This is a genomic window from Pseudochryseolinea flava, from assembly GCF_003286915.1.
Classification (GTDB): domain Bacteria; phylum Bacteroidota; class Bacteroidia; order Cytophagales; family Cyclobacteriaceae; genus Ohtaekwangia; species Ohtaekwangia flava.
In genome coordinates this window covers 131,861-143,902 of sequence record NZ_QMFY01000014.1, presented here as the reverse complement: position 1 = coordinate 143,902, position 12,042 = coordinate 131,861, and the positions used below count along the sequence as shown (strand labels likewise).

11 protein-coding genes are annotated in these 12,042 nt (G+C 42.9%); 6 read left to right on the top strand and 5 right to left on the bottom strand.

The window, feature by feature from the left end; genetic code table 11:
* Positions 1 to 41: 41 nt before the first annotated feature.
* Together DQQ10_RS21825 and DQQ10_RS21820 are read left to right on the top strand one after the other, a co-directional pair.
* On the top strand, positions 42 to 632 hold the full coding sequence (locus DQQ10_RS21825) for an ankyrin repeat domain-containing protein (RefSeq protein WP_112749080.1): 591 nt from the start codon (positions 42 to 44) through the stop codon (positions 630 to 632).
* A 34-nt stretch (positions 633 to 666) separates the two neighbouring features.
* On the top strand, positions 667 to 1,755 hold the full coding sequence (locus DQQ10_RS21820; protein ID WP_221409772.1) for an acyltransferase family protein: 1,089 nt from the start codon (positions 667 to 669) through the stop codon (positions 1,753 to 1,755).
* Positions 1,756 to 1,841: 86 nt separating this feature from the next.
* Here DQQ10_RS21820 and DQQ10_RS21815 read toward each other — a convergent pair whose 3' ends face one another.
* The 5 genes from DQQ10_RS21815 to DQQ10_RS21790 form a co-directional block, all read right to left on the bottom strand.
* Positions 1,842 to 2,744 (bottom strand): TolB family protein, encoded by a 903-nt coding sequence (locus DQQ10_RS21815; RefSeq protein WP_112749050.1) that lies wholly within the window; start codon positions 2,742 to 2,744, stop codon positions 1,842 to 1,844.
* A complete protein-coding gene (locus tag DQQ10_RS21810) occupies positions 2,741 to 4,159 on the bottom strand; it encodes a S41 family peptidase (protein ID WP_112749049.1) in 1,419 nt (472 codons plus the stop codon). The genes DQQ10_RS21815 and DQQ10_RS21810 overlap by 4 nt, the downstream gene beginning before the upstream one ends.
* 437 nt (positions 4,160 to 4,596) lie before the next feature.
* Positions 4,597 to 5,124, bottom strand: a complete 528-nt coding sequence (locus DQQ10_RS21800) for an NUDIX domain-containing protein (RefSeq protein WP_112749047.1) — start codon at positions 5,122 to 5,124, stop codon at positions 4,597 to 4,599.
* Positions 5,114 to 5,362, bottom strand: a complete 249-nt coding sequence (locus DQQ10_RS21795) for a hypothetical protein (RefSeq protein ID WP_112749046.1) — start codon at positions 5,360 to 5,362, stop codon at positions 5,114 to 5,116. The genes DQQ10_RS21800 and DQQ10_RS21795 overlap by 11 nt, the downstream gene beginning before the upstream one ends.
* Before the next feature lie 24 nt (positions 5,363 to 5,386).
* Positions 5,387 to 5,821, bottom strand: coding sequence for a hypothetical protein (locus DQQ10_RS21790; RefSeq protein ID WP_133259722.1), 435 nt, complete (start codon positions 5,819 to 5,821; stop codon positions 5,387 to 5,389).
* A gap of 221 nt (positions 5,822 to 6,042) precedes the next feature.
* On the opposite strand from DQQ10_RS21790, the gene DQQ10_RS21780 reads away from it, so the two are divergent.
* The 4 genes from DQQ10_RS21780 to DQQ10_RS21765 all read left to right on the top strand — a co-directional run bounded on the left by DQQ10_RS21780 (position 6,043) and on the right by DQQ10_RS21765 (position 11,767).
* The gene (locus tag DQQ10_RS21780; protein ID WP_112749043.1) at positions 6,043 to 6,348 is read left to right on the top strand and encodes a GNAT family N-acetyltransferase; all 306 of its coding nucleotides are present in this window, start codon (positions 6,043 to 6,045) and stop codon (positions 6,346 to 6,348) included.
* A 327-nt stretch (positions 6,349 to 6,675) separates the two neighbouring features.
* Complete coding sequence (locus DQQ10_RS21775; RefSeq protein WP_112749042.1) at positions 6,676 to 7,632, top strand: SPFH domain-containing protein; 957 nt, start codon at positions 6,676 to 6,678, stop codon at positions 7,630 to 7,632.
* A 164-nt stretch (positions 7,633 to 7,796) separates the two neighbouring features.
* On the top strand, positions 7,797 to 11,009 hold the full coding sequence (locus tag DQQ10_RS21770) for a ligand-binding sensor domain-containing protein (protein WP_133259721.1): 3,213 nt from the start codon (positions 7,797 to 7,799) through the stop codon (positions 11,007 to 11,009).
* A gap of 2 nt (positions 11,010 to 11,011) precedes the next feature.
* Positions 11,012 to 11,767: a response regulator transcription factor gene (locus DQQ10_RS21765; protein WP_112749040.1), complete on the top strand. Its 756-nt coding sequence runs from the start codon at positions 11,012 to 11,014 to the stop codon at positions 11,765 to 11,767.
* Positions 11,768 to 12,042: the final 275 nt, after the last annotated feature.

Genomic DNA, 12,042 nt, shown 5'->3' with positions numbered 1-12,042 from the left:
TTTACACCATCGAAAAACAAACGACATAAACCATAATGAACATGAAAACTCAAAACATGAACGCCCTGAAAACGACATTGCGCATCAGCCTCGTCATCGTATCCTTAATGACCTTCGCATGCAAAGAGAAAGAAACGGCTGCCCAAACCAGCACCGCTACGAGCACGAAAGTTGAGCCGCCACCGGTAGATATCCATACTGCGGTAATTACTGAAAACATCGACGCGGTAAAACAACACATCAAAGCCGGTTCAGACATCAACGCCAAGGATCCATTCGGTGGCTCAAGCCCGCTTATCTCGGCTGTGCTGTTTGACAAACGTGAAATTGCAAAAGTCCTCATCGATGCAGGTGCCGATCTCAACTTCAAAAACAACGATGGGTCTACTGCTCTTCACGTTGGCGCATTCTTCTGCCGCCCCGAGCTTGTAAAAGTACTTCTTGACAAAGGCGCCGATAAAACCATCAAGAATAAATATGGTTCAACGCCGTACGAATCTGTTGCTGCGCCATTCAACGATGTGAAAGACGCTTATGACATGATGGGAAAAGTACTTGGACCGATGGGCTTAAAGTTAGACTATGCCTACATCGAAAAAACAAGACCTGTTATCGCGACAATGTTGAAATAATAAATAACACCAGACGAATACGATTATGACAACAATGAACAGAAGACATGATATCGATTGGGTAAGGGTGATTGCCATTGGACTGCTCTTGATCTATCACATAGCGATTGGTTTTCAATCATGGGGAATCATGATCGGATTTATCGCCAACGAAAAAACATGGGGATCGCTTTGGATTCCCATGTCGATGTTAAACATTTGGAGAATCCCGCTGCTATTCTTCGTTTCTGGGATGGGCGTTTACTTTGCGTTGCAAAATAGAAACTGGCAGCAGCTACTGGGTGAACGCTCCGCGCGAATTCTATTGCCATTCATCTTTGGCTTTTTTGTGATCGTGCCGCTTCATCACTATGTATGGCAGCATCACTACAAACTCACTTACACCTATACGCCAGGCCCCGATCACCTTTGGTTTTTAGGTAACATCTTTAGCTACGTACTCATCTTCACGCCACTCTTTTATTACATGAAGAAAAACGAAAATGGCAAAGTGGCACAAGCGATTCGCAAAACGATAAGCCATCCATTAGGCGTACTCGTGATGATTGGGGCCTTTGTGGCCGAAGCTTTGATTATCAAACCATTTCCCTATGAACTGTATGCGCTTACATGGCACGGCTACTTCCTCGGCTTGATTGCGTTCTTCTTTGGGTTCTGCTTTATTCTCAGCGGCCAAGCTTTCTGGAATATGATCGTACGATGGAAATGGGCTTTCCTGTCCATCGCAACGGTACTGCTATTGGTCCGTCTTCTTTATTTCCAAATGAATGTGCCTGTGTACTTGTTGGTCACTGAATCGGATTGCTGGATATTGTCGGTACTAGCGTTTGCCTATCGCTACCTGAACAAGCCAAGTCAAGCGTTGCGATACCTCAGTGAAGCAGCTTATCCCATCTACATCATTCACATGATCTTCCTGTTCTTGGGTTCGTTTCTGGTGTTCAATCTTGATATCGACGTACGCATTCAGTTTGTCCTCGTCTCGATATTCACGTTTGTTGGCTGTTTTGGATTTTATGAATTTGTGATTAGACGAATTCGATTATTCAGAATGCTCTTTGGCTTGAAGATCAATAGCGCCAAAAGAGAAGATATGGCAATACAATCAAACGCAATAGTATAACCATCTTTAGAAAACTCGAAACAACTAGCGTTCGGAGAAGACCTTGCTACGAACGCTGGTTTCGAGATTGTAGGACTTCGTATTACCTACAGCTTTGTTGTCCACGTTGGCGTATCTGCGCCACGCACGAACAAGTCGAGTTTATCATGCTCGCGATCGTAGCGGTAAATATGAGCAGTGTCACCTTCGAATGGCGACGCGGAAAAGAAAATTGTACTATCGTCTGCAACAAACAAATCATCAACATAGCAGTCTGTCGGAGACAACCTTGTTACTTTATCAGTTTTCCGATTGTAGTACATCACCGCCTTTACGGATCTTTCTTTACCTTTTGACTTCTCTCTAACACCACAAGTAAAATAAAATCCTTTCTTGTTTGTGGTTGCCCAAAAGCGATCATTGCCAGACAAGTTAAACTTATCGCTGATCTTATCACGAATATTCATTTGCTGTAATGGCTGTCCATCCAAACTAATCTCTAACAAGCTGAAGAATGAATGTGCGATGATCGATTTACCGTCAGTTGCCCATGTTATTTTTTGAATACCCCATTCACTCGGATCGTTTAAAATCCTAAAATCAGCATTGTTGCTTTTGATAATTCCAATCTTCCAATCGCTGTCGACAAAAACGTTGAATGCAATGTGTATTCCATCCGGCGACCACACCGCATCGTGAAAATTATTACTCCTCACATTTAAGCGTTCGCACTTCTTCGAAGCTAAATCCATAATAAAAATTTCCGACGCATTGTTTAGGCTATACTTCTGAAATGTAAGTTGTTTTCCGTCTGGAGAGATCGCCGGACTAAACCCTTTGACAACAAATAGCGGCTTTTGATTTTCACGCTGCAAGTAGATTGCAGAATCGCGATGAAACGCAATCGCGGGAACATTGGGCGTTACGGCAACCTTTGTCGCGCTAATCTCGACCTTCTTATCGGCACACGACGTGAGTATAATCAACAAAACTATCCCCGTATATTTCATTTTCTTTCGATCAGGTTGTATACAATCTCTAGTTCTAAATCTTTGCCCAACAATACATCTTCGATCGTTGGGGCTATCGCATAATCGACAGGTACGCCGTGTCCGTGATATTGAATTTCATTCCACGCCATAATACTTCTATAGCCTGCTATTAAAACACCTACTTTTGAATTTGGCAGTTGCAAATAGGTACGGTCATACGCGGTTACACCATTGTAGTCGCCACCAGATTCTTCGCCGATCAACGTACCTCTTTTAAAGTGATGCACGAGCGTGGCAAATTCAGCCGCGCCAGAACTCGTGATTCCATCGACGAGCACAAACACTTTACCTTGAAATGGTTTACGTTGCGCTTTATAGCGAGTCTTTGTGTTATTGTGAAGTGTCCACTCAAATGTGGTATCATTTACCTCCTTCATCAATTGACGGTTAACCCAGTCGCTGAAGCGTGAGCGATTTAGAGTTTCAGGACGAGAAAACCTGTAACCATGCTTAAAGACAAGCTTGTTCTTAAATTTAAAATCTTGATCGGTTAAAAAGCTATACAAGAAGGGAGGCACAAAGGTCATTCCCCCCGTATTACCGCGAAGATCAATTACTAGATTGTCAACTTTCAATTCGTCCAGCGCGCGAAAACTATGTTTAACAGTTCGTTTCAAATTTTGATGGTGTCGTTTCTTCACGTGCTTTGCGAGAAAAGACTCAATGCGTAACACGCCGACACTTTTCGTGGTATCGATGGTGAACGAATAAGGCTTTCGTTCCACAACGCTTTGATTTGTCCCTAGATCTTTGCCACTAACGCCATTCACCGTTGTGGTCGCTAGATTTCCAGAATGTCTATATTGAACGATAAACTGATTAGGCTGTCCGATATAAGCGGCGTAGTACCATTTAAAGAATCGCTCGATGCGCCGGTCTTTCGTGGTTGTCACAAAGCCATCGGACACTTCGACGGCGCGCAATTGTTGTAGCAAAGACAAACTAGTGGTTCCGTTGATATGCACGACCTCCGCGCCTGCTGGGATATGCTGCTGCGCTCCGCTGTTGATTACATATATTCGATCATTAATAATTCTAAATTCAAGCGGAATAACGTGTCTAATTTCTCTATTCTGAGGAAACATCGCAAAGGTATGGCCACAGCGAACCATGGCTATCAATGAAGCAACATCCCTCGCAAACGCGAGCTCAGAAATCGAATCGCCAATGGCTTCACACGCCTTTTGAAAGTGGTCATCAAATGTACCTTTTGACGTATAACGAAATACGCTTGGATGAATTTCATACAGTGATGACTGCAACAGGCGTAAATCTCCGACCGCCTTGTCTTTTAACAAGAATACTTCTTCGGTAGTTTGGCATCCTGCATGAACACAATACAACAGGAGCAAGATTGAGGTAACGATTCGCAAAGGTTAGAGATTTGATTTCAAAACGAAGCGACGTTTACCAAAGTATGGTAGTCATAAATTTTCTTTTGCAGAAAATGCAATCAAAAAAAGGGAATCAAAACAAAACGCAGTGGCTATTTAGCAAATATGCGGTGTATATAAAGATGAGGCTACAATAGCCGAGATGGAATAGCAAGAAGTAAAGGTATTGAGTGGTCTTCGCTTTCATCATCTTACGCTCCCAAACAAAATTTATCACCGTAATCGCAATCAATAGCGGCACGGTAAAGCGCGACACATTTTTAAGTTGACTAAACACCACATCGGCTACATGATCGCAAGGAGGATATTGTGTGATCATCGTAAATGACAAAACAATCCACCATACCATGCAAAGGAAGACAGCACCGTTTAATATATACCTAAGGAAATTCAAAATCTGTGTCTTTCTTGATATGCTAGAGGAGTGAAACGCCATCGGCAAGAACGCTTAATCGCTGAAGCCATTGTGCTACCTCAAAACGATTTGTGTCGCGCCAGCCATGAAGTACGTCTTTCTGAACCACTTTAAAATCGTCAAGTTCATCATTGATCATAACTTCGCCACTGGCCATGATGTGGTAGGCGATCAAGAGTTGATTTGTTTTCACAAAAGGATACATGCCGATGAATGTAATTTGATCTGTATCCAAACCGAGCTCCTCTTTGGTCTCACGAATGGCAGCTTCCTCCGGCGACTCCGCCGACTCCAAAAAGCCAGTAATCACTGAGTACATTCCCTTCGGCGCAAGTTTATTGTGGGCCAAGACAATACCCTGTGAGGTTTCTACAATCATTGCTACGACAGGGATTGGATTATTCCAAAATATATAACCACAATCATTGTCCGCACAGCAAAGTCGTGATTTACCTTCTATGGATTTTGAAACCAACGGCTTTCCACATTTAGGGCAAAACTTCAGGATATGTTTTCCGCTAGCCGCCATGAGAACGCGATGACGTTAAGATTTTGCGAAAAATTTTAATTACTACACCCACAAGAATACAAGCCATGCCTACATACAGGAGCCATTCACCAATCATTACATCCCTATCATAACGTGCTTGAATGTGTGGAGGAGGATCTTGCGGCGGAATTCCCGCAATGGCTACACTGTAAATCAATCCAATGACAACCAAACATATCCCCAACTTTAATGGCGTAATGAACCGCGTAATTTTCATGAAATTGATGGTAGTCAGCAAACGCTATTTTTCAGCAAGAAAGGTCATTGATTCAGCAAACAATGCGTGTTCAAAATCCGCATTATGCCTCAGAGAACCTTCAAGCCTGGTGTTTGATAATGTAGTGATACGGAGGATGTGATAATTGTATTTCTCGTCTTCGATGTCAATCATCCTTCCTTTCACAATCATTTGTTCTTGTCTGAGAATTATCTCATCGGGACTTTTCATGCGCCACTCACCAACGATGATGTAATTCTTTTTGCCGTCAGTTTCGACCGGTGCATCTACATAAGTTCCATCCTTTTTAAAAGTCCAATCGCTCCGTTGAAAGCCCATTCCCTGTTGAAGGCGCCATCGCGTGGAAGTTAAAAGTATCTTTTTGTCATGGATTATCTGGCTTTCGGTACAGGATAGTACGGAAAACAAAATGACCAGCATCAGAACGAGTCGGCTCATATTCTCGGGGTTCCTAATGTTGAATCGTAAAGTCGATGAAGGCTTTATGTTCAACGAAGATACAAAAATCTATCACATTTTTGGCTAAAAAAAATCAGTATCTAAAAACCAAAAATTTCCGTCATTTTCACTGCAACAAATGCGATTTCTTAACCTATTTCAAGATTGACTTAAACTTAAGGTCGTAGCTTTGACTGGCTTTTAGAAATATTAAATAAAATATGGACAACCGGATTCAATTGAAATTAGAAAATAACCGCCGCGGTGCTTTTGTGATAGAAGAAAATCAAACAAGGCTAGCCGAAATGGCCGTTGCGATCATTGACCAAAACCTAGTCGTTTATCACACGGAGGTAAAGGAACAACTCCAGGGACAGGGCGTAGCAGGAAATTTACTGGCAACCATGGTCGACTACGCCCGACAAAATAACTTAAAAGTTGTCCCACTCTGCCCTTATGTGCTCGCGCAATTTAAAAGACATCCCGAAAAATACAACGACATCTGGAATCAACATTGGCACCAATAAAGGCTTGGTGCTACATTCAATAGTGTAAGCCGAGACAATCAGCCCCACATAGGTAACCAATAAAAAACTAAATTTTATTTTCTAGTGGCCGCTGTCAAAATCTTCGCCGCGCGCAACTCCACGGATGTGCGGGCCGTTTCTATTCATAGTATTACCCCAAAATAAAACATGAAGCTCAAGAGCTTTCACCGCCAATCGGCATCTTCACTTTTATCACGCACGCATCTTCTTCTCTCGAACTGATTCTCAAAACAAAAATCGCTTTCATTATTGAATAGCGTTCATATCACATATTATACTTAAGACTAACCCAATTTAAATTTTAACATGGAAATTTCAGACATTATTGTAATTGCCGCGCTCGTGGTAGGCGTCATATTTGTTTTCGCGATGTTCGTTACCGTACAACAAGGATACATTGCCGTTGTGACGATATTCGGAAAATTTCAAAGGATACTACGCCCCGGATTAAATGTTCGAATCCCGCTTATTGAAAATATCTACGCGAAAATATCGGTACAAAACCAGTCCGTGGATTTATCCTTCCAAGCGACAACGATTGACCAGGCCAATGTAAATTTTAAAGCGATGCTATTGTTCTCCGTTGTCGATCAACGCGAAGAAACCATCAAGAACGTTGCTTTTAAATTCGTCGATCGGTACAGTTTTAACACGGCATTGACACGTACAATTGAAGGCTCAATAAGAAGTTTCGTTGCCACAAAAAAGCAGTCAGAGATTCTGGCATTGCGTACGGAAATCGTTCAAGAAGTGAAGCTACAACTTGACCAAACGCTAGAAGGCTGGGGCTACCACCTGATCGACTTACAATTAAATGACATTGCATTTGATGAGACGATTATGAAATCCATGGCGCGTGTTGTGGCTTCAAACAACCTCCGTGCCGCAGCAGAGAACGAGGGTCAAGCACTGTTGATCACAAAAACAAAAGCGGCAGAAGCCGACGGTAATGCGATTAAGATCGCCGCAGAAGCGGAAAAAGTCGCATCACAATTAAGAGGACAAGGTGTTGCACTGTTCCGTGAAGAAGTCGCCAAAGGTATTTCGCAAGCAGCAAAAGAAATGGAGATGGCCAATCTTGACTCATCTTTCATCTTATTCTCCATGTGGACTGAATCACTCCGTCACTTCGCGGATGAGGGACAAGGCAATATGATTTTCCTTGATGGTTCTCCCGACAACATGAAACGAACAATTCACGAGTTGATGGCTGTAAGCAAAGGAATCAGCAAACCTGCTCCAGAAAAGACCGAACAACTCTAATAGACTGCGCAAGTAACCAAAAGCGCTCGCACCAATCGTGCTAGCGCTTTTTTGTCTTGTGGCGTATAACACAGAATACAAACGTAAGCGTATCTTTACAGCCATTGAATACAAGCACAACGAAACTTGATTCGTACGTGCACCAATGCGCTGACAACGAAGTAATGACTAAAAATTTGCAAGTTTCAATACTACCCGTTTGGACACGATGGATCGCCGTCGTTTGCTTCTCCGTGCTCTCGTTGGCAAGTTCAGTCGCTCAAAACTATTTACGAAACTTTCAAGTAGAAGAAGGACTTTCCAACAACACCGTTTTTTGCAGTGCACAAGACCAGCAAGGATTTTTATGGTTGGGCACTACAGACGGTCTGAATAGGTTTGACGGATACTCATTCAAAGTCTTCCGCCACGACCCGAACGATACATTAAGTCTTGGTGATAATTTTATTAGAAGCCTTTACATCGACAACAACAATATTCTTTACGTCGGCACACGCATTGGCGTATATCAATATGATGCATGGCGCGAGACCTTTAAACTACTCCTGTCTTGTGATGAGGTTCATGATATCAAAAAAGATAACGAAGGAAATCTTTGGATAATCGCTGGACAAACGCTGATCAAGTTCCCAAAATTATCCAAACAATACCGTACGTATCCACCTGAAGATTTTTTCGCGGCAACCTCGATATGCATTGACACGCGTGAGAATTTATGGATTTCAACCTCCACGGGGCTACTTCAGCAATATCATCCCAACACAGACAAATTCACAGCGCACGATGTATTCAGTGACAAGCCAAACGCTACCATCAAATGGATCGAGAAAATATATGCAACGCCCCATCACACCATACTCGTCGGTACTTCGACACATGGTGTAAAAGAGTTTAACGTTACAGATTTCTCTTCGCGCGATCTATTGGTTAACAACGCCGAGGGTACTGCTATTTTCGCGCGCAACTTTGTGCAACGCTCCGACAACGAAATTTGGATGGCTACGGAAACGGGTATTTTTATCTATGACAAGTTGACGAAAGCATTCAGCAATTATCGAAAACAATACAACAATCCTTATTCAATTTCCGACAATGCGGTGTACACCCTGTGCCAGGATAAAGAAGGTGGTGTGTGGGCCGGAACATATTTTGGAGGCGTCAACTACTTTCCGAAACAGGGTGTGACATTCGATCGATTCTTTTCCGACAACACGGCTGCATCGCTCAGTGGAAATGTTGTACGGGAAATTTGTGAAGACAAATTTGGTAACTTATGGATTGGCACCGAAGATGCAGGGCTAACCAAATTCAATAGGCAAACCAATCAGTTCACACATTATAAACCATCCGGTGCCAGCACAGATATCTCGTATCACAACATTCACGGCCTACTGGCAAAAGACAACACCTTGTGGATAGGTACATTCGAACATGGTCTGCACATCATGGATATCGCCACAGGACGGGTTATCAAACATTTCCCCGACGAGCAAAACTCGGCAACACTTCGCAGCAACTTCATCGTAACCATTCTCGGCACAAAACGCGGAGAGACTTACATCGGCACACGGCGCGGCGTGTATCGTCATAACCCTGCCAACAATAGCTTCGATCTGATCCATGGCATTCCTACAACACATTTAATTCACGCACTTCTCGAAGATTCGAACGGCGTGGTTTGGATCGGAACACTAGGCAACGGTCTCTTCTCCTATGAGCCAACGCGAAAGAAAGTCGGGCATTTCGTAAAGCAGTCCAATAACAACAGCATCTGTCATAATTCGATTACAACACTGTTTGAAGACAGCAACCGTCGACTTTGGATCGGTAGCGAAGGCGGTGGATTATGCATGCTCAATCCTGCTAATAACAGCTTCGAAAATTATCCAGCAATTGAAGAACTCCCAGGAAAAACTGTCTACAAAATACTTGAAGACGACAAAAAGAACTTATGGATAACCACTTCCAAAGGACTTGTCCGGTTCAGCATGGACACACACAAACAAATTGTCTACACAACGGCGAACGGATTATTAAGCGACCAATTCAATTACAATTCTGGTTACAAAGATGCATCGGGCAAGATGTATTTCGGAAGTGCTAAAGGGTTGATCAGTTTCAATCCAAATGATTTTATTCCCGACACTTTTTCTCCACCGCTATTCATTACGTCCTTTCAAGTAAACACTGAAGAATTAAAAGTTAACACCGAGGACTCACCGCTACATCAATCGATTCTTTTCACGAAGCAGATTTCCCTCGCGCATAACCAAGCTTCTTTCAGTATCGATTTTGCAGCACTGAACTTCTCGGCACCGAGAATGGTGAAGTATAAGTATAAAATGGAAGGTGTGGATGCGGATTGGACATCTCTAAAAGAAAACAGAAAGGTTTACTTCACTAACCTTTCCGCCGGCCACTATACCTTCAAAGTAAAAGCATCCAATAGCAGCGGTGTATGGAGCAATCAAGAAACACAACTCGGCATCACCATACTGCCTCCCTTCTGGCTGAGCACGACCGCGTACATCATTTATTTTTTTCTCGCCGTACTGGTAACGTACTTAATCTTCCAAAGCTATCATGCACTGATGACAGAACGTAACAAGCGAAAAATAGAATTGATCGAGCATGAAAAAGAAAAAGAGATATATCAGTCAAAATTTGATTTCTTTGTTAACGTGGCGCATGAAATTCGTACACCACTAACGCTCATCAAAGCGCCACTTGAAAAGATTGTTGAAAAAGCCGGTGACAGCCATGTATTCGGGAACAATTTGAAAATTATGGAGAGCAACACGGACCGACTGATTGAACTCACCGAGCAATTGTTAGATTTCAAACGTATCGAAAATTATTCCATCCGCTTGACTTGTGTAACAACCGACATCAATAAACTTCTATCGGAAAGACACCTGAGCTTTAAAACCCTCGCAGAACAAAAAAAGATCGACCTCTCCCTGCTTCTTCCGGACGCAACGGTGCACGCAGACGTCGACATTGATTCAATGCACAAAATATTGAACAATCTTTACTATAACGCGCTGGTGTATGGGAAGCGACAAGCTATCGTCGAACTACAAGTTGACAAGACGCATTTCATGATTATTTTTCGTAATGACGGCCACGTTATTCCGACAGCGATGCGGGAGAAAATATTTGAACCGTTTGTTCGACTGAAGGAAACGCAAGCTAATCCGGGTAATGGCATTGGCCTTGCACTATCAAAAGCACTCGTGTTATTGCACCAGGGAAAACTTTACTTGGACAAGGAACATGATAACTTCAATACTTTCGTGGTACAGCTTCCTTTTACCCAAGCAGCTGACACCGTAAGTGAAAGCGCTTACTCAACGAATAATAACAATCCAGCGTAACGATGAAGACTACAGTTTTATTGGTGGACGATCACGACCAGATTCTTGAATTCATTCAGAACGACTTGGCTGATGAATACACCGTACTCATTGCGCGAAATGGACAAGAAGCTCTCGACATCATGGACAAAGAGAGTGTTCAACTTGTAATCAGTGATGTGATGATGCCGGTGATGGACGGCTTCGAATTGTGTAAGCGAATAAAGTCTGACTTCAAGAATAGCCATGTTGCTGTTATTCTATTGACTGCCAAAAATACATTGCAGTCAAAGATTGAGGGACTGGAACTCGGCGCAGACGCTTATATCGACAAGCCGTTTTCACCGAAACATCTTCGTGTTCAAATCGCAAATTTATTGACGAACAAAAATAAGATCAAGACATACTTTGCTCAATCCCCCATGGCGATGATGAAATCGCTGGCATATTCTAAGGCCGACGAAAAATTTCTTGACGATCTTCAGTCAGTGATCAGTACACACATGAGTGAGATCGATTTGGACGTGGAGCATTTAGCACAACACATGAACATGAGTCGACCAACGTTGTATCGAAAAATTAAAGATATTTCAGATCTCACACCGAACGAACTGGTTAACATCGCGAGACTTAAAAAAGCAGCCGACTTGTTGGCGGAAGGTAGTCACCGGATCAACGAGATCGCTGAAATGGTGGGCTATGCTTCATCGCTTCATTTTAATCGAAATTTCCAAAAACAGTTCGGCATGAGTCCATCCGAATACCTCAAGCAGCGGTGATCTTCGCTCCTGTCCTCGCATTCCTATTCTCATATTGACATAAGACACACCATTCTTCTTAGTAAAGTGGAAAGAGCGGCCCCGTTGAACAACAAGTCTCAAGTTGGCGACCTTAGAAGGCAATCGCGATTGTCGTCGAAGCGATTTTGACCACCACAACCGTTGTAACGCCCTGATTTCAGCGTTTTGAGACAAATTGATAGAATATTGAGACAAAACAGATCGTTCGATTCGATCGGAAAAACTGACCTTCACAAACGTTTTCGGAGTTGACT

What these genes read in the sequence shown, in the direction of transcription:
- DQQ10_RS21795 (WP_112749046.1), bottom strand. Translation starts at nt 5,362, where the DNA reads ATGAAAATTACGCGGTTCATTACGCCATTAAAGTTGGGGATATGTTTG.
- DQQ10_RS21815 (WP_112749050.1), bottom strand. Translation starts at nt 2,744, where the DNA reads ATGAAATATACGGGGATAGTTTTGTTGATTATACTCACGTCGTGTGCC.
- DQQ10_RS21780 (WP_112749043.1), top strand. Translation starts at nt 6,043, where the DNA reads ATGGACAACCGGATTCAATTGAAATTAGAAAATAACCGCCGCGGTGCT.
- DQQ10_RS21800 (WP_112749047.1), bottom strand. Translation starts at nt 5,124, where the DNA reads ATGGCGGCTAGCGGAAAACATATCCTGAAGTTTTGCCCTAAATGTGGA.
- DQQ10_RS21825 (WP_112749080.1), top strand. Translation starts at nt 42, where the DNA reads ATGAAAACTCAAAACATGAACGCCCTGAAAACGACATTGCGCATCAGC.
- DQQ10_RS21820 (WP_221409772.1), top strand. Translation starts at nt 667, where the DNA reads ATGAACAGAAGACATGATATCGATTGGGTAAGGGTGATTGCCATTGGA.
- DQQ10_RS21770 (WP_133259721.1), top strand. Translation starts at nt 7,797, where the DNA reads ATGACTAAAAATTTGCAAGTTTCAATACTACCCGTTTGGACACGATGG.
- DQQ10_RS21790 (WP_133259722.1), bottom strand. Translation starts at nt 5,821, where the DNA reads ATGAGCCGACTCGTTCTGATGCTGGTCATTTTGTTTTCCGTACTATCC.
- DQQ10_RS21775 (WP_112749042.1), top strand. Translation starts at nt 6,676, where the DNA reads ATGGAAATTTCAGACATTATTGTAATTGCCGCGCTCGTGGTAGGCGTC.
- DQQ10_RS21765 (WP_112749040.1), top strand. Translation starts at nt 11,012, where the DNA reads ATGAAGACTACAGTTTTATTGGTGGACGATCACGACCAGATTCTTGAA.